The organism is Micromonospora sp. AMSO12t (assembly GCF_008806585.1).
GTDB classification, from domain to species: Bacteria; Actinomycetota; Actinomycetes; order Mycobacteriales; family Micromonosporaceae; genus Micromonospora; species Micromonospora reichwaldensis.
Map to the genome: position 1 here is coordinate 1 of NZ_WAAS01000139.1, position 16,512 is coordinate 16,512.

Sequence of the window (16,512 nt, forward strand, 5' to 3'; positions counted from 1 at the left end):
CGCCCGCACCCCCTGAGCCCCGCGTCGGCGGGCGGCGGCGCGGCGGCGCCGGCCCCCGCACCCAGGTGAGGGGGCCGGCGCCGTCAGCGGGCGCTCAGTTGGCGATGACCAGGTGGAACGGCCGGTCGGCCCCGTTCCCCGACGAGCTGCGGGTCTGGACGAAGACCGCGTTCGGCGTCTGGAGCCGCGGCGCGACGGAGATCTCGCCGCCCGGGGGCACGTTGTACGGGTCGGTGGTGCCGATGGTGGCCACGAACGTCTTCAGCGAGACGTTGTAGTTGAACACCACGTGGTACTCGCCGGGGCCGTACCGGGTGGCGGAGACCACCTCGGGCGACCCGCGGAGCAGGGTGCCGTTGCTGGCGACGACGGCGGAGGCGACAGTGCCCGGCGCGCTCGCCAGCGCGGAGGGGCCCTGCGCCAGCGCGGCCCTGGCCTTGCGCGCCTCGGCGGGGGTCACCGCCGGCTGGCTGCCGGAACCGGGCTGACGGGCGGCCGGCTGGGCGACCTCGGCGGGCGCCTGCGCCGCCGGCTGGGCGACGGCGATCCCGCCTCCGGCCAGGGTGAGCGCCAGCGCGGCGAACGCCACCGCCACCGCCTTGCGTCGGAAGAGTGTGGTCATGACAGGTCTCCCTTTTGTTGACCGTGCGGATTCGACCGACCCCACTTGAAAGCGGGACGGTTGACTTCCATTTTTTCGGGCCGGGAAAATAGCGACAACCGCCTGGAGCCCACACCGTCAGGCCGCACCTAGATGTTGTCGCTTCAACGATTTTCACCGGCTCTGAACAGGTATTACTACTCAGAGTTTCGACGTCTCAACCCACTGGAAGGTAGCACCACGAAATGCCGTGGGTCAATAGTCGATCACGCCTCGTCAATTACTCGAATCGTGATCGCATAATTGTGAGAAGCGAACGCTGGACCATTCACGAAAGTGTCACGCGAGATGCTTCGGGGCCGCCGCGTGGGCGCGTTCGGGACCGCCGGCCGGGCGCTCGGGCGCTATCCTCCGGCCGTGATCATCGAGACCGCGCGGCCGGCGACGGGCCGCCGGACGGCGCCGCTGCGCACCGCGCTCTGCTGGGCCGCCGTCGCGCCCGGGGTCGCCTGGGCGGCGGTACGACTGGGCGGTCTCGACCGGGGGCCGCTGGTGCAACTGCTCGCCTTCACCCCGTACGCCGCCGCCGGGAGCCTCCTGCCGCTGGTGCTCGCGCTCGCCCTGCGGCGCCGGTGGCCCGCGGTGGTCGCGGCGCTGGTCACGGCGACCCTGGTGGCCGTGGTGGCGCCCCGGGCACTGCCGTCCGGCCAGCCCCCGGCCGGCGGGCCGACGGTGCGGCTGCTGACCGCCAACCTGCTCGCCGGGGCCGGCGACGCGCGGGCGCTGGTCGACCTGGTCCGGCGGCACCGGGTCGACGTGCTCGCCGTGCAGGAGTTCACCCCGGACGCCGAGGCGGAGCTGGACCGGCTCGGCCTGCCCGGGCTGCTCCCCCACCGACAGCTCCACCCGCAGACCGGCACCGTCGGCTCCGGCCTCTACGCGCGGTTCCCGATCAGCGACGGCGGCGTCCGGCACAACCGCGGCGGCTGGGGCTTCGACCAGGCCTACGGCACGGTGGCGGTCCCCGGGGCGCCGGCGGTCCGGGTCGAGTCGGCGCACCCGTCGGCCCCGTACGCGGTGGACCAGGTCGGCCACTGGCGCGCCGACCTGGCGGCGCAGCCGCCCGCCACCCCGGACGGGCCGCTGCGGATCCTCGCCGGCGACTTCAACGCCACCCTCGACCACGCCCCGCTGCGCGCCCTGCTGGACACCGGCTACGTCGACGCCGCCGATCAGGCCGGCGCGGGCCTGGTCGGCACCTGGGGCCCGTACGACGGGGACCCGATCCCGCCGGTGACCATCGACCACGTGCTGGTCGACCGGCGGATCGCGGTGCGCGCGGTCACCGTGCACCGCGTGCGGGGCAGCGACCACCGCGCCGTCCTGGCCGAGCTGCGCCTCCCGGCCGGGTGAGGCCCCCGGCTGCCGGCGCGCGGGGGCCGGGGCGGCTCAGACCCGGGCGCGGTCGAGGCCGTAGGTGAGCGCGTCGACGAGGGCGTGCCAGGACGCCTCGACCACGTTGGGGTGCACGCCGACCGTGGTCCAGTCGCGGTTGCTGCCGTCGACCGTCTCCAGCAGCACCCGGGTCACCGCGCCGGTGCCGTGGGTCCCCTCCAGGATCCGCACCTTGTAGTCGGCCAGCTCGAAGTCGCGCAGCTCCGGGTAGTGCCGGGCCAGCCCGACCCGCAGCGCCTCGTCCAGGGCGTTGACCGGGCCGTTGCCCTCGGCCGTGGCGATCACCCGCTCCCCGCGTACGCGGATCTTGACGGTCGCCTCCGAGACCACCGCGCCGTCCTCCCGGTGCTCGACCAGCACCCGGTACGACTCCAGCGCGAACGGCCTGGCGGGGGCGGTGTCCAGCTCCGAGCGGACCAGCAGCTCGAACGACGCGTCGGCGGCCTCGAACGACCAGCCGTCGGCCTCCAGCTCCTTGACCCGCCGGGTGACCCGCGACAGCGCCTCCGGATGGCCGGCCAGGTCCAGGCCGAGTTCACGGCTCTTGAGCTCGACGCTGGCCCGGCCGGCCATCTCGGTGATGAGGATCCGCATGTCGTTGCCCACCACCTGTGGGTCCACGTGGTTGTAGAGCAGCGGATCCACCTTGATCGCGCTCGCGTGCAGCCCCGCCTTGTGGGCGAAGGCCGCGGCCCCGACGTACGCCTGGTGGGTGTCGGGGGCGATGTTGGCGATCTCGGCGATGGCGTGGGAGACCCGCACCATCTGCCCCAGGCAGCCCTCCGGTAGGACGGGCAGCCCGAGCTTGAGCTGGAGGTTGGCGACCACGGCGAAGATGTCGGCGTTGCCGGGGCGCTCGCCGTAGCCGTTGGCGGTGCCCTGGAAGTGGCGTACCCCCGCCTCCACGGCGGCGACGGTGTTGGCCACCGCGCAGGCCGTGTCGTTCTGGCAGTGGATGCCGAGCAGTTCCGGGCCGACCCCGAGCCGCGCGGTCAGGTCGGCGATGGCGGCGGTCACCTGGGAGGGCAGCATCCCGCCGTTGGTGTCGCAGAGCACCACCCGCTCGGCGCCTGCGGCGAGGGCGGTCTCCACGACGGCGGCCGTGTACGCCGGGTCGGACCGGTAGCCGTCGAAGAAGTGCTCCCCGTCGACGAAGACCCGGCGCCCCTCGGCCACCAGGTGCGCCACCGTGTCGCGGACCATCGCCAGGTTCTCGGCCGCGGTGGTGCGCAGCGCCCGCTCGACGTGCCGCAGGTCCGCCTTGGCGACCAGGGCGATCGCCGGCGTCTGCGCGTCGAGCAGGCCGCGGACCTGCGGATCCTCGCCGACGGCCACCCCGGCCCGGCGGGTGGCCCCGAACGCGACCAGCAGCGCGTGCTTCAGGTCGAGTTCGGCGCGTGCCCGGCGGAAGAACTCGGTGTCCTTCGGCACGGCGCCCGGCCAGCCTCCCTCGATGAAGCCGACCCCGAACTCGTCGAGCAGGCGGGCCACCGCGAGCTTGTCGACCACCGAGTAACTGAGCCCCTCGCGCTGGGCGCCGTCGCGCAGCGTGGTGTCGTACACCTGGAACGTCATCAGGGAGTCCTTTCGGAGCAACAAAAAGACCCCCCGCGGATGCGGGAGGTCTGCGCGCTCGGCGGAGGGGAGGCCGGCGCGCTAGGTGCGAATAATCAGGTCGGTGCTGGTCACGATCGCCACTCTGCCATCCGGGGCCCGGTTTTGGGAGGCGTAATCCACATGGCGGGACGGTGACGGAGGGTCCCGGTACCGCACGGGTGACCGGCTCGCCGGCACGACCCGCCGTCGGTGATCGACTTCACAAGTCACCCGGCCGCCGACCGGCGGAAACGGAGCTGCGGAAGTATCTGGAACCGATCCAGTTACCGGCCTCGTGCCGCTGTCAAGGAGGACCTGTGCTCACTGTCGGTGACCGCTTCCCCGAGTACGAACTCACCGCCTGCGTGTCGCTGGACGCCGACAAGGCGTTCGAGTCGATCGACCACAAGTCGCACCAGGGGAAGTGGCGCGTCGTCTTCTTCTGGCCGAAGGACTTCACCTTCGTCTGCCCGACCGAGATCGCGGAGTTCGGCCGGCTGAACGAGGAGTTCGCCGACCGGGACGCTCAGGTCCTCGGCGTGTCGGTGGACAACGAGTTCGTCCACTACGCGTGGCGCAAGGACCACCCGGACCTGCGCGAGCTGCCGTTCCCGATGCTGAGCGACGTCAAGCGTGAGCTGACCGCCGCCTGCGGCGTGCTCGGCGAGGACGGCGTGGCCCAGCGGGCGACCTTCATCGTCGACCCGGACAACGAGATCCAGTTCGTCATGGTGACCGCCGGCTCGGTCGGCCGCAACGTCTCCGAGGTGCTGCGGGTGCTCGACGCCCTTCAGACCGACGAGCTCTGCCCGTGCAACTGGAACAAGGGCGGCGACACCCTGGACGCCACCAAGCTCCTCGCTGGCGCCGGGGCCTGACCATGGGTCTGGACGCGGTCAAGGCGGCTCTGCCCGAGTACGCCAAGGACATCAAGCTCAACCTCGGCTCCACCATCGCCACCAGCACGCTGAAGCCGGAGCAGGCGTGGGGCACCGCCCTGGCCTGTGCCGTCGCGGCGCGCAACCCGGTGGTGCTGCGCGAGATCGCGGCCGAGGCGGCCACCCACCTCGGGCCGGAGGCGGTCGAGGCCGCCAAGGGCGCCGCCGCGATCATGGCGATGAACAACGTCTACTACCGGGCCAAGCACCTGATCGGCGACGAGCAGTACCAGTCGATCCCGGCGCGGCTGCGGATGCAGATCATCGCCAAGCCGGGCGTGGACAAGGCCGACTTCGAGCTCTGGTGCCTGGCGGTCTCGGCGATCACCGGCTGTGGGGTGTGCCTGGAGTCGCACGAGAAGACCCTGCGCAACGCGGGCTTCAGCCGCGAGCAGGTGCACGAGGGACTGCGCATCGCCGCCGTCGTGCACGCCGCCGCGGTGACCCTGGACGCCCAGGCCGCGCTCGCCTGACAGGTACGACACGCAGGGCCGGCGCCGCGATGCGGCGCCGGCCCTGCGTCGTCCCCGGCACCGGCCCCGCGTCTTGCTCCGGCGTCCGCCCCGCGTCGTCCCCGGCGCCCGCCCCGCCGTTTCCGGTGGGGACGGCCCGGGTAGCTCCTCGGGAGCAGACGAGAGACACCCGGACCGGCGAGACGACTGGCGACAGTCGGGGCAGGAGTTGTCAGATGGACAGGCTCGACCCGCACAGCACCCACGGCAGCCCGGACCCGCTGCGCGGCGGCGGCCAGGGCGAGTTCGCCGGCGGCGCCCCGGCCGGCACGTTCGACCCGTGGCGCTACCGCGACACCGCGAGGGTCGCCGACGCCGACCTGGTCGGCTACAAGGTCGAGGCCACCGACGGCGGCATCGGCAAGATCGACAGCGCCAGTCACGAGGTCAACGACAGCTACCTCGTGGTGGACACCGGGCCGTGGATCTTCGGCCGGAAGGTCATGGTCCCCGCCGGCACCGTCAACCACGTCGACCACGACGAGCGCAAGGTGTACGTCGACCGGAGCAAGGACCAGATCAAGGCCGCCCCGGAGTACGACGAGACCGCCGACACCGACCCCACCTACCGGGACCGCCTCGGCGGCTACTACGGCGAGACGTACTCGGCCATCCCGCCCGGCACCGCCCGCTGACCGGCACGGCGCGCGACGGCCTCCCGCGGATCGTGGGAGGCCGTTACCGTGTCAGCGTGGACTCCATCGAGGTCGGTCGCAGGATCCCCTTCTCCGCGACGTTCAACTTCCGCGACGTGGGCGGCCACGTCGGCCACGACGGTCGCACGGTACGCCCGGGGCGGCTCTACCGTTCCGACTCCCTGCACCGCATCGACGACACAGACCGGGAGGCGTTCGCCGCCCTGGGCGTCCGCACGGTCATCGACCTGCGCCGCCCGTACGAGGTGGAGCGTGACGGCCGCGTCCCCCACTTCGACGGCCTGACCTGGCGCAACATCCACCCGGAGCACGCGGAGTGGGGCGAGCGGCCCTACCGTCCCGGCACCGACCTGGCCCGCTACCTGGCCGACCGGTACGCCGACCTCGCCGGGACGGGCACCGCCGGGCTCGCCGAGGCGATCGGGCTGGTCGCCGACGACGCCAGCGCCCCCGTGGTCGTGCACTGCGTCGCCGGCAAGGACCGCACGGGCATCGTCTGCGGGCTCACCCTCGCGGTGCTCGGCGTCGCCGACGACGACATCGCCGCCGACTACGCCCTGAGCACCGAGGCCGGCGAGCGGTACCGCGCCTGGTTCGAGGCCACCGGCCAGCGGGCGGGGCACACCCTGCCGGTGCTGACCTGCCCCGCCGAGGCCATGACGCTCTTCCTCGCCGAGCTGCGGGAGGCCCACGGCTCGGTGGAGGGCTACCTGCGCCACGCCGGCGTCACCGACGCCCAACTCACCGCGCTGCGCGAGCACCTGCTGACCTGACCCCACCCTCCCGTGACGGCGCCGCCCCCGCACCGGGCGGCGCGGGGGCGGGGGACGGTGCCGTCAGGGGCGGATCAGAGGATGCGGCGGACCCAGCCGTGCGGGTCGTCGGCCCTGCCCCGCTGAAGGTCGACGAGCTGCTGGCGCAGGGCCGTCGTGACCCGCCCGGGCTCGCCGCCACCCACCAGGAACTCGCCGTCGGGGAAGCGCACCCGCCCGATCGGGGTGACGACCGCGGCGGTGCCGCAGGCGAACACCTCGCGGAGCCGGCCGCTCGCGGCGTCCGCCTGCCAGTCGGCGAAGCTCACCGGCCGCTCCTCGATCCGGTGCCCGGCGTCGGCGGCGAGGGTGAGCACCGACTCCCGGGTGATGCCGGGCAGGATCGTGCCGGTCAGCGGCGGGGTGACCACGGTGCCGTCGTCGTAGACGAAGAACACGTTCATGCCGCCCAGCTCGTCGACGTGGCGCCGCTCCACCGCGTCCAGGAAGACCACCTGGTCGCAGCCGTGCTCGATCGCCTCGGCCTGCGCCACCAGCGAGGCGGCGTAGTTGCCGCCGCACTTCGCGGCGCCGGTGCCGCCCGGGGCGGCCCGGGTGTAGTCCGGGGAGACCCAGACCGTCACCGGCTTCACCCCGCCGGAGAAGTACGCGCCGACCGGCGAGGCGATCACCACGTAGAGGTATTCGTTGGCGGGCCGGACGCCGAGGAACACCTCGCTGGCGAACATGAACGGCCGCAGGTAGAGGCTGCCGTCCTCGCCCTCGGGGATCCAGCCCTGGTCGGCGTCCACGAGCTGACGCAGCGAGTCGACGAACGTCTCCTCGGGCAGCGGCGGCATCGCCATGCGCCGGGCGGAGGCGGCGAACCGGGCCGCGTTGGCCTCCGGGCGGAACATGGTGACCCCGCCGTCGGCCGTCCGGTAGGCCTTCAGCCCTTCGAAGATCTCCTGCGCGTAGTGCAGCACCGCGGCGGCCGGGTCCATCGGGATCGGCGCCCGCGCCTCGACCCGGGCGTCGTACCAGCCCTTGCCGTCGGCGTACCGGATGGTGACCATGTGGTCGGTGAAGACCCGCCCGAACCCCGGGTTGGCCAGCAGGGCGGCCCGGTCTGCGACGGATACCGGCGCGGGATTCGGACGGATCTCGAAGTCGAGCTTGTCACCACCGCTCATCGCGCTGACCTCCCTGCGGGACTACGGCACACGGGTCCGCATGCCGAGAAATCTGGTGCGAGAAACTTACCCCGAACGGTCGTTCAGCGGGTAGCGCCGCCCGGCGTACCGGCAGCGTCGGACGGGTGCGCGCCGTCGGACCGGGGTGCGACCGGGCAGCGCCGCCGGACCGGGGTGCGACCGGGCAGCGCCGCCGGACCGGGGTGCGGCCGGGCGGCGTCGTCGGAACCTCGGGGTGGGTGGCCGGCGGCCTCAGGAGGTGGCGTACCCGGCCAGCCGGTCGCCGACCTCCTCGGTGCGCAGTGCCGCGCCCGAGGCCCGGCCGGCCAGTTCCACGCCCACCGCCGCGGTGACCCGGGCGGCGGCGTCGGCGTGCCCGAGCTGGTCGAGCAGCAGGGCCGCCGAGAGTACGGCCGCCACCGGGTCGGCCACGCCGCGCCCGGCGATGTCCGGCGCCGAGCCGTGTACCGGCTCGAACATCGAGGGGTATGCCCCCTCGGGGTTGATGCAGCCGCTGGCGGCCAGCCCGATCCCGCCGGTGACCGCGGCGGCGATGTCGGTGAGGATGTCGCCGAACAGGTTGTCGGTGACCACCACGTCGTAGCGCTGCGGCTGGGTGACCAGGAACATCGCGGCGGCGTCGACGTGCTGGTACTCCGTGGTCACGTCGGGGTGCTCGGCCGCCACGGCCTCGAACGCGCGCGCCCACAACGATCCGGCGTGGGTGAGCACGTTGGTCTTGTGCACGAGGGTGACCTTGCGCCGCTCCCGGCGCGCGGCGCGGGCGAAGGCGTCGCGGATCACCCGCTCCACGCCGTGCCGGGTGTTCAGGCTCTCCTCGGTGGCTACCTCCGCCGGGGTGTCCCGGTGCAGCGCGCCGCCGGCGCCGGCGTAGAGGCCCTCGGTGCCCTCGCGGACGACCACCAGGTCGACCTCGCCGGGCTTGACGCTCGCCAGCGGCCCGGCCACGCCGGGCCAGAGCCGCGACGGGCGCAGGTTGACGTACTGGTCGAAGGCGAAGCGCAGCTTGAGCAGCAGGCCCCGCTCCAGCACGCCCGGCGGCACGGTCGGGTCGCCGACCGCGCCGAGCAGGATCGCGTCGTGCCCGGCCAGCTCGGTGAGCACCGAGTCGGGCAGCACCTCGCCGGTGCGGTGCCAGCGGGCGGCGCCGAGGTCGTACTCGGTGGCGTCCACCCCCGGCAGCACGGCGTCGATGACCTTCAGGGCCTGCGCGACCACCTCGGGTCCGATCCCGTCCCCGGCCACCACCGCGATCCGTGCCACGTCCCTGTGCTCCCTCGCCTCGCCGTTTCGTCCGACCGTACGCCGCCGTCCCGCCTCCCGGTACGGACCTTCCATAATGCGGGAAAGGAGGATGCACAGGATCCTCCCAGGTGGCATTCATGGGGGGGTCATCTCCGCTGCCTAGCGTGATGACGAGCGGGTCAACGGGGGCCCGTGACGGAGGCCGCGAGGACGCGGCCGGCGTCAGCGAGGGAGCAGTGCCATGCGGATCGACCAGCAGCCACGGACCCGATGGGTGGACCAGTCGGCCTTCCAGCCGCGCCGGCCGGACCTGCGGCTGGGCGCCCGCAGTCACCGCGTGGACCGGCCCGGCGCGGTCGGCGAGGACCGCATCGCCGTCCAGCACGCCGTGCGGACCTCCACGGCGGAATACTCGCTGCTGCTCAACGCCCCCGAGTGGCTGGGCCGTCGCGGTGTCGGGGAGGCGCTGCGGGACGCGGTGGCGGAACTGCGGGCCATCGACCTCACCTACGGCCCGACCCGGCCGGAGAGCCTGGTCTCCCGGCTGCGCCGGGGCGAGATCAACCCCGACTCGTACCCGCCGCTGGCCGACCTGGTGGACCGCTGCGCGGCGATGCGGGCGGCCACCGACGGCTGGTTCGACGCCTGGGCGGTGCCCGGCGGCTTCGACCCCGGCGGCCTGCTCGGCGGGTGGGCGGTGGAGCGGGCCGCCGCCCGGCTGCGCGCCGCCGGCATCCACGACTACGCCGTGCTCAGCGGCGCCGACCTGGTCGTCCGCGGGCACGCGGCGCACGGCGGCCCGTGGCGGGTGGCGGTGCACCACCCGACGGACCAGCACCGGGCGCCACTCGTGCTGGAGATGACCGCGGGCGCGGTCGGCACCTCGGGGGTGAGCGGCCGGCAGGGGCACGTGGTGGACCCGCACACCGGGGAGCCCGCCGACCAGCTGGTCGCCGCGACGGTCGTCGGGCCGGACCTCGCCGTCGCCGACGCCTACGCCACCGCGCTCTACGCCGCCGGGCCGGCCGGCCTGGACTGGTTCCGCGACGGGTCGGACTACCGCGTGCTCTTCGCCCACCGCCGCTGAGCCGGTCCCGCGTCGGCCCGGCGAGTGGGCCGGACGCGCGATCGGCCCCCACGGTCTCGGCAACGACCGTGAGGGCCGGTCAGCGACGAGTGCGCGTGGCTCGCGCAATCGAGGGGTGCGGGCCGGTCGGCCCGACGTCGACCTCGTCACCCGAAGACGGGCCCACGCCGCGAGCTCGGCCAGTGACCGCACCGATACGCTAGCGAATCGACGCAACTCAACGCAAGGGTCTCCACAGCGGACCGTCGTGACTGGAGCGTGCCGATCCGGGCCGGCGGGCCGATTTCGACGCGGCGAACGGCGGATGGCACGCTGTCCGCCGTGAGTTTCGATCTGAGCGTGTGGGCCCTGGCGGACGGGGCGACACCCGAGGACGTGCGGGCGGCGGTGCTGCGGTGCCGGCAGGGACAGCACGTCGACCGGTACCCGGACCCGCGGCTGGTGGCGTTCTACCGCGCCATCACCGGCAGCTATCCGGACCGGCCGGCCGGCCCCGGCACCCCGTGGGCGGTGGCGCCGCTGCACGCGGCCAGCGACCACATCGAGCTGAACCTGCACCCGACCTGCGAGGACCAGGTGCTGCTCGACATCGAACGGCTGGCCGGTGCGTACGACCTGATGCTCTTCGACGCACAGGACGGCTCGGTCTACCCGCCGCCGGCCCGGCTGCCCGGCTGACCATTCCCCGGACACGACGAGGGGCCCGGCGGATCGCCGGGCCCCCGCTGTCGTGCGCCCAGGTCACTCGTCGCGCAGGTCCGCCGCGCTGGCCGCGACCGCGCCGATCGACTCCGCCGCCGAGGTGAGCAGGTCCGCGCCGAGCGCCTGGTCGACCGTGAGGGTCATCAGGGTCTCGCCGCCGGCCTCGCGGCGGGCCACCTGCATCGCCGCGATGTTGACGCCGGCCTCGCCGAGCAGCGTCCCGACCGTGCCGACCACGCCCGGGCGGTCGACGTAGCGCAGGAAGACCAGGATGCCCTCCGCGCCGATCTCCACGTCGAAGCCGTCGACCTCGGTGAGCTTGAGGACGTCGCGGCCGCCGGCGGTGGTCACCGTGCCGGAGACGCTGACCGTACGGCCGTCGGGCAGCGCGCCGCGGACGGTGACCAGGCTGGGGTGGTCGACCGCGTCGGACTGGGCGACCAGCGTGACCTCGACGCCGCGCTCGGCGGCCAGGTGCGGCGCGTTGACGTAGGTGACCTGCTCCTCGACCACCGAGCTGAACAGCCCCTTGGTGGCGGCGAGCTTCAGCACCGACACGTCGTGGTTGACGATCTCGCCGCGCACCTCGACGGTGACGCTGGCGGCGACCCCGCCCGCGACGGCGGTGAAGGCCCGGCCGAGCTTCTCGGCCAGCGGCAGCAGCGGGCGTACGTCCTCGGCGACCACGCCGCCGGCCTGCACGTTCACGGCGTCCGGCACGAACTCGCCCTGCAACGCCAGCTTCACGCTCTTGGCCACGGCCAAGCCGGCCTTGTCCTGCGCCTCGCCGGTGGAGGCGCCCAGGTGCGGGGTGGCGACCACGTTGTCGAACGCGAACAGCGGCGAGGAGGTGCAGGGCTCCTTGGCGTAGACGTCCACGCCCGCGCCGGCGACCCGGCCCTCGGCGATCGCGTCGGCCAGGGCCTGCTCGTCGACGAGCCCGCCCCGGGCGGCGTTGACGATCCGGACGCCGGGCTTGACGACGGCCAGCTCCTTCTCGCCGATCAGGCCCACGGTCTCCGGGGTCTTCGGCAGGTGGATCGAGATGAAGTCGCTCTCCCGCAGCAGCTCCTCCAGGCCCACCAGGCGGACGCCGAGCTGGGCCGCGCGGGCCGGCTGGATGTAGGGGTCGTACGCGATCAGCCGGGTGCCGAAGGCGGCGATCCGCTGGGCGAAGAGCACGCCGATGCGGCCGAGGCCGACCACGCCGACGGTCTTGCCCTGGATCTCGACGCCGGTGTACTTCGACCGCTTCCACTCCCCCGCCTTCAGCGCCGCGCTGGCGCTGGCGGTGTTGCGGGCCACGGCGAGCAGCAGCGCGAGGGCCTGCTCGGCGGCGGAGACGATGTTGGAGGTGGGAGCGTTGACGACCATGACGCCCCGCGCGGTGGCGGCCGGCACCTCGACGTTGTCCAGACCCACGCCCGCCCGGGCGACGACCTTCAGCCGGGGCGCGGCGGCGATCGCCTCGGCGTCGATCTGGGTGGCACTGCGCACGATGACGGCGTCGGCCTCGGAGAGCGCCGAGAGCAGGGCCGGACGGTCGGTGCCGTCGACGTGACGGACGTCGAAGTCGTGGGCGAGCACCTCGATGGCGGCGGGGGCGAGTTCTTCGGCGATCAGTACGACAGGAGTCATTGGTCCTCGTAGTTGTCGTCAGAGGTGGGCCGGGCTGCGGGACGCCGCGCTGCGCCCTGCGCTGATCCGGGCCATGGCCGTCAGGTGCCGGCTACGCACCTACCCCGCGATCGTAGGGGGCCGGCCGGCCGGCATGTCCCGGACTACGGGGTGAGTGCCCTCACAACGGGTGACGATGCGCGGGTGAACGACGCGCGGCGTGGCGGTGCGCACAGAAAGCGGCCCGGTCCGGGCGCCGGGGAGAGCGCCCGGGCCGGGCCGCCGGGGGTGTGCGTCAGGCGGTCTCGGTGATCGGGCGGTCGACCCAGCTCATCATGCCGCGCAGCTTGCTGCCGGTCTCCTCGATCGGGTGCGCCGCGCCCTCGGCCTGCCACTTGCTGAAGTTGGGCCGGCCGGCCTCGTCCTCGGCCACCCACTCCCGGGCGAACTCGCCGGACTGGACCTCGCTGAGGATCTTGCGCATCTCCTCCTTGACCCGGGCGTCGATGACGCGCGGGCCGCGGGAGAGGTCGCCGTACTCGGCCGTGTCGGAGATGCTGTAGCGCATCTTCGCGATGCCGCCCTCGTACATGAGGTCGACGATCAGCTTCAGCTCGTGCAGGCACTCGAAGTAGGCCACCTCGGGGGCGTAGCCCGCCTCGGTGAGCACCTCGAAGCCGGTCTGCACGAGCGCCGCCGCGCCGCCGCAGAGCACCGCCTGCTCGCCGAAGAGGTCGGTCTCGGTCTCCTCGGTGAAGGTGGTCCGGATGACGCCGGCCCGGGTGCCGCCGATGCCCTTGGCGTACGACAGGGCCAGCGCGAGGGCGCTGCCGCTGGCGTCCTGCTCGACGGCCACCAGGCAGGGCACGCCCTTGCCGTCGGCGTACTGGCGGCGGACCAGGTGGCCCGGGCCCTTCGGCGCGACCATCGCCACGTCGACGTCGGCCGGCGGCTTGATCAGGCCGTAGCGGATGTTGAAGCCATGGCCGAAGAAGAGCGCCTTGCCCGGGGCCAGGTTCGGCGCGATCGACTCGGCGTAGATGCTGCGCTGGGCGGTGTCCGGCGCGAGGATCATGATGACGTCGGCCTCAGCCGCCGCGTCGGCCGGCGTGAGCACCCGCAGGCCCTGCTCCTCGGCCTTGGCCCGGCTCTTGGAGGCCTCCGGCAGACCGATCACCACGTCGACCCCGGAGTCGCGCAGCGACAGCGCGTGGGCGTGGCCCTGGCTGCCGTACCCGATCACCGCCACCTTGCGGCCCTGGATCAGGCCCAGGTCGGCATCGTCGTCGTAGTACACCTCAACGCTCATGATTTCCCTTTCGTACGGCGGCCCGGGCGGCCCGTCGTGGATCTGTGCGGTGTCGGTCCCAGGCGGCGCTTCGCGCCGGCACTGGTCGGGCGGTCCCGGCCGGCGCGGGGCGCCGGCCGGGTCGGGGTCAGGCGGCCCGGAGCGAGGGTCCGGCGGTGATGGAGCGCGAGCCGCGCCCGATCGCCACCAGCCCGGACTGGACCATCTCCTTGATCCCGAACGGTTCGAGGTCGCGCAGCAGCGCGTCGAGCTTGTCCGGGGTGCCGGTGGCCTCGATGGTCAGCGTGTCCGGCGCCACGTCGACCACCCGGGCCCGGAACAGGCCCACCGTCTCCAGCACCTGGGCCCGGGCGGCGCGGTCGGCGCGCACCTTGACCAGGAGCAGCTCCCGGGCGACCGAGACCTGCGGGTCCAGCTCGACGATCTTGAGCACGTTGACCAGCTTGTTGAGCTGCTTGGTGACCTGCTCCAGCGGGGACGACTCGGCGTTGACCACGATGGTGATCCGCGAGACGTCCGGGTTCTCGGTCTCCCCGACGGCGAGACTGTCGATGTTGAAGCCGCGCCGGGAGAACAGTCCGGAGACCCGGGCCAGGACGCCCGGCTTGTTCTCCACCAGGACGCTCAGGGTGTGCATGGTCATCAGATGTCATCCTCGTCGAAGGCCGGGCGGACGCCCCGGGCGAACATGATCTCGTCGTTGCTGGTGCCGGCGGCGACCATCGGCCACACCATGGCGTCCTTGCCGACGACGAAGTCGATGACCACCGGTGCGTCGTCGATGGCCATCGCGGCGGCGATGGTCGCGTCGACGTCCTCGGCGTTCTCGCAGCGCAGGCCCACGCAGCCGAGGGCCTCCGCGAGCTTCAGGAAGTCGGGGATGCGGTGCTTGTGGGTGCCGAGGTCGGTGTTGGAGTAGCGCTCCCCGTAGAAGAGGGTCTGCCACTGCCGCACCATGCCGAGGTTGCCGTTGTTGATCACGGCGATCTTGACCGGGATGCCCTCCAGCGCGCAGGTGGCCAGCTCCTGGTTGGTCATCTGGAAGCAGCCGTCGCCGTCGATCGCCCACACCACCGTGTCGGGCTTGCCGACCTTGGCGCCCATCGCCGCCGGCACCGCGTAGCCCATCGTGCCGAGGCCGCCGGAGTTCAACCAGGTGTACGGCTTCTCGTAGGAGATGAACTGCGAGGCCCACATCTGGTGCTGGCCGACGCCCGCGACGTAGATCGCGTCCGGGCCGACGAGCTCGCCGAGCCGCTTGATCACGTACTGCGGGGAGAGGGTGCCGTCGGCCGGCTCCTCGTAGCCCAGCGGGTACCGCTTGCGCAGGTCGTCGAGCTGGGTCCACCAGTCGGCGAGGTCGGCGCGTCGGCCGGCCGCCTGCTCGTTGGTCACCGCCGCGATCAGCTCGTCGATGACGTGCCGGGCGTCGCCGACGATCGGGACGTCCGCGTGCCGGTTCTTGCCGATCTCGGCCGGGTCGATGTCGGCGTGCACCACCGCCGCGTCCGGGGCGAACGAGTCCAGCTTGCCGGTGACCCGGTCGTCGAAGCGGGCGCCCAGGGCCACGATCAGGTCGGCCTTCTGCAGGCCGTAGACCGCGGAGACCGTGCCGTGCATGCCGGGCATGCCCAGGTGCTGCGGGTGCGAGTCGGGGAACGCGCCGAGGGCCATCAGCGTGGTGACCACCGGGATCCCGGTCTGCTCGGCCAGCCGGCGCAGCCCCTCCGTGGCGCCGGCCTTCAGCACGCCGCCACCGATGTAGAGCACCGGGCGCCGGGCGGTGGCCATCAGCCGGGCCGCCTCGCGGATCTGCTTGCCGTGCGGGTGCAGGGTCGGGCGGTAGCCGGGCAGGTCCAGCGTCGGCGGCCAGGTGAAGGTGGTGGGCGCCTGGAGGACGTCCTTGGGGATGTCGACCAGGACCGGCCCGGGCCGGCCGGTGGCGGCCAGGTGGAACGCCTCGGCCAGCACCCGGGGGATCTCCTCGGCCTCCTGCACCAGGAAGTTGTGCTTGGTGACCGGCAGGGTGATGCCCTGGATGTCCGCCTCCTGGAAGGCGTCCGTGCCGATCGAGGGCCGCGCGACCTGACCGGTGATGGCCACGATCGGCACCGAGTCCATGTACGCGTCGGCGATCGGGGTGACCAGGTTCGTCGCGCCGGGGCCGGAGGTGGCCATGCAGACCCCCACCCGGCCGGTCGCCTGGGCGTAGCCCGTCGCCGCGTGCCCGGCGCCCTGCTCGTGGCGGACCAGGATGTGCCGGACGGTGGAGTCGTAGAGCGGGTCGTACGCCGGCAGGATGGCGCCGCCCGGGATGCCGAAGACGACGTCGACGCCGAGCGCCTCGAGGGACCGCACGAGCGAACCGGCGCCGCTGACCTGGGCCGGAGCGGGTGTGCGTACCCCCGGGACGGCCGGGGTGGCCGCGGTGCGGGCGGCGCCGGCGTGCTCGGCGTCGCTCGCGGGCTCGGCGACCGTGCGGGCCCGCCGGGCGGAGTGGGCGAGTGTCTCTGGCGTGGGTCTCGTCATGGCGGTTCAGGCCTTCGGCTGGAGTGGGTGCGGCTGTTCGAGCGGGTGACGCGGGGCGACGCCCGGCGTCGATGGGTCCGACGGCAACAAAAAAGCCCTCGTGCAGGTTGCACGGGGCCAGCGCACTCTCGACGTGGAGAGTGCGCTCAGGTAAGTACTCGCAGCGACCGGTACGACGACATGCGGCAAGCCTGACGCATCTCACGCGATGAGTCAACTGATCCCACATGTTGGTTCACGGACCGCCGGGTTTCACCCGTCCGGGGCGCTAGGAACCCTGCTCCACCTGCGCGGACCCC

The 16,512-nt window shown here is 73.2% G+C and carries 15 protein-coding genes; 7 read left to right on the plus strand and 8 right to left on the minus strand.

Going from position 1 to position 16,512, the window contains the following annotated elements; genetic code table 11:
• Positions 1-94: 94 nt before the first annotated feature.
• Positions 95-622 (minus strand): hypothetical protein, encoded by a 528-nt coding sequence (locus F6X68_RS19910; protein WP_151455711.1) that lies wholly within the window; start codon positions 620-622, stop codon positions 95-97.
• A gap of 402 nt (positions 623-1,024) precedes the next feature.
• On the opposite strand from F6X68_RS19910, the gene F6X68_RS19915 reads away from it, so the two are divergent.
• Positions 1,025-2,014, plus strand: a complete 990-nt coding sequence (locus F6X68_RS19915) for an endonuclease/exonuclease/phosphatase family protein (RefSeq protein WP_225852316.1) — start codon at positions 1,025-1,027, stop codon at positions 2,012-2,014.
• Positions 2,015-2,050: 36 nt separating this feature from the next.
• Here the strand turns inward: F6X68_RS19915 and cimA are convergent, their stop codons facing one another.
• Complete coding sequence (gene cimA, locus F6X68_RS19920; RefSeq protein WP_151455712.1) at positions 2,051-3,631, minus strand: citramalate synthase; 1,581 nt, start codon at positions 3,629-3,631, stop codon at positions 2,051-2,053.
• 338 nt (positions 3,632-3,969) lie between these two features.
• On the opposite strand from cimA, the gene F6X68_RS19925 reads away from it, so the two are divergent.
• The 4 genes from F6X68_RS19925 to F6X68_RS19940 all read left to right on the plus strand — a co-directional run bounded on the left by F6X68_RS19925 (position 3,970) and on the right by F6X68_RS19940 (position 6,531).
• A complete protein-coding gene (locus F6X68_RS19925) occupies positions 3,970-4,530 on the plus strand; it encodes a peroxiredoxin (protein WP_151455713.1) in 561 nt (186 codons plus the stop codon).
• Between the two features lie 2 nt (positions 4,531-4,532).
• Positions 4,533-5,063 carry a carboxymuconolactone decarboxylase family protein gene (locus F6X68_RS19930; RefSeq protein WP_132232570.1) on the plus strand — a complete coding sequence of 177 codons (531 nt, stop codon included), beginning with the start codon at positions 4,533-4,535 and terminating at the stop codon, positions 5,061-5,063.
• A gap of 215 nt (positions 5,064-5,278) precedes the next feature.
• A complete protein-coding gene (locus F6X68_RS19935) occupies positions 5,279-5,737 on the plus strand; it encodes a PRC-barrel domain containing protein (protein ID WP_121396159.1) in 459 nt (152 codons plus the stop codon).
• A 29-nt stretch (positions 5,738-5,766) separates the two neighbouring features.
• The gene (locus tag F6X68_RS19940; RefSeq protein ID WP_370518965.1) at positions 5,767-6,531 is read left to right on the plus strand and encodes a tyrosine-protein phosphatase; all 765 of its coding nucleotides are present in this window, start codon (positions 5,767-5,769) and stop codon (positions 6,529-6,531) included.
• Positions 6,532-6,605: 74 nt separating this feature from the next.
• Here F6X68_RS19940 and F6X68_RS19945 read toward each other — a convergent pair whose 3' ends face one another.
• The gene (locus tag F6X68_RS19945; RefSeq protein WP_151455715.1) at positions 6,606-7,703 is read right to left on the minus strand and encodes a branched-chain amino acid aminotransferase; all 1,098 of its coding nucleotides are present in this window, start codon (positions 7,701-7,703) and stop codon (positions 6,606-6,608) included.
• A gap of 252 nt (positions 7,704-7,955) precedes the next feature.
• On the minus strand, positions 7,956-8,987 hold the full coding sequence (locus F6X68_RS19950; protein ID WP_151455716.1) for a 3-isopropylmalate dehydrogenase: 1,032 nt from the start codon (positions 8,985-8,987) through the stop codon (positions 7,956-7,958).
• Positions 8,988-9,210: 223 nt separating this feature from the next.
• On the opposite strand from F6X68_RS19950, the gene F6X68_RS19955 reads away from it, so the two are divergent.
• Together F6X68_RS19955 and F6X68_RS19960 are read left to right on the plus strand one after the other, a co-directional pair.
• A complete protein-coding gene (locus F6X68_RS19955; RefSeq protein WP_151455717.1) occupies positions 9,211-10,056 on the plus strand; it encodes an FAD:protein FMN transferase in 846 nt (281 codons plus the stop codon).
• A gap of 321 nt (positions 10,057-10,377) precedes the next feature.
• The gene (locus tag F6X68_RS19960; RefSeq protein WP_151455718.1) at positions 10,378-10,734 is read left to right on the plus strand and encodes a hypothetical protein; all 357 of its coding nucleotides are present in this window, start codon (positions 10,378-10,380) and stop codon (positions 10,732-10,734) included.
• A 63-nt stretch (positions 10,735-10,797) separates the two neighbouring features.
• Here F6X68_RS19960 and serA read toward each other — a convergent pair whose 3' ends face one another.
• From serA to F6X68_RS19980, 4 genes are all read right to left on the minus strand, one after another.
• Positions 10,798-12,396 carry a phosphoglycerate dehydrogenase gene (gene serA / locus F6X68_RS19965; RefSeq protein ID WP_151455719.1) on the minus strand — a complete coding sequence of 533 codons (1,599 nt, stop codon included), beginning with the start codon at positions 12,394-12,396 and terminating at the stop codon, positions 10,798-10,800.
• 274 nt (positions 12,397-12,670) lie between these two features.
• Positions 12,671-13,684 carry a ketol-acid reductoisomerase gene (ilvC, locus tag F6X68_RS19970; RefSeq protein WP_151455720.1) on the minus strand — a complete coding sequence of 338 codons (1,014 nt, stop codon included), beginning with the start codon at positions 13,682-13,684 and terminating at the stop codon, positions 12,671-12,673.
• Positions 13,685-13,811: 127 nt separating this feature from the next.
• On the minus strand, positions 13,812-14,327 hold the full coding sequence (ilvN, locus tag F6X68_RS19975) for an acetolactate synthase small subunit (RefSeq protein WP_089001623.1): 516 nt from the start codon (positions 14,325-14,327) through the stop codon (positions 13,812-13,814).
• Positions 14,327-16,213 (minus strand): acetolactate synthase large subunit, encoded by a 1,887-nt coding sequence (locus tag F6X68_RS19980; protein WP_151455721.1) that lies wholly within the window; start codon positions 16,211-16,213, stop codon positions 14,327-14,329. Before F6X68_RS19980 ends, ilvN begins: the two co-directional genes overlap by 1 nt.
• Between the last annotated feature and the right edge of the window lie 299 nt (positions 16,214-16,512).

Bases quoted from the DNA above. Each gene is read 5' to 3' on its own strand.
- F6X68_RS19910 (WP_151455711.1), bottom strand. From the start codon at position 622: ATGACCACACTCTTCCGACGCAAGGCGGTGGCGGTGGCGTTCGCCGCG.
- serA (WP_151455719.1), bottom strand. From the start codon at position 12,396: ATGACTCCTGTCGTACTGATCGCCGAAGAACTCGCCCCCGCCGCCATC.
- F6X68_RS19935 (WP_121396159.1), top strand. From the start codon at position 5,279: ATGGACAGGCTCGACCCGCACAGCACCCACGGCAGCCCGGACCCGCTG.
- F6X68_RS19945 (WP_151455715.1), bottom strand. From the start codon at position 7,703: ATGAGCGGTGGTGACAAGCTCGACTTCGAGATCCGTCCGAATCCCGCG.
- F6X68_RS19980 (WP_151455721.1), bottom strand. From the start codon at position 16,213: ATGACGAGACCCACGCCAGAGACACTCGCCCACTCCGCCCGGCGGGCC.
- ilvN (WP_089001623.1), bottom strand. From the start codon at position 14,327: ATGACCATGCACACCCTGAGCGTCCTGGTGGAGAACAAGCCGGGCGTC.
- cimA (WP_151455712.1), bottom strand. From the start codon at position 3,631: ATGACGTTCCAGGTGTACGACACCACGCTGCGCGACGGCGCCCAGCGC.
- F6X68_RS19930 (WP_132232570.1), top strand. From the start codon at position 4,533: ATGGGTCTGGACGCGGTCAAGGCGGCTCTGCCCGAGTACGCCAAGGAC.
- F6X68_RS19955 (WP_151455717.1), top strand. From the start codon at position 9,211: ATGCGGATCGACCAGCAGCCACGGACCCGATGGGTGGACCAGTCGGCC.
- ilvC (WP_151455720.1), bottom strand. From the start codon at position 13,684: ATGAGCGTTGAGGTGTACTACGACGACGATGCCGACCTGGGCCTGATC.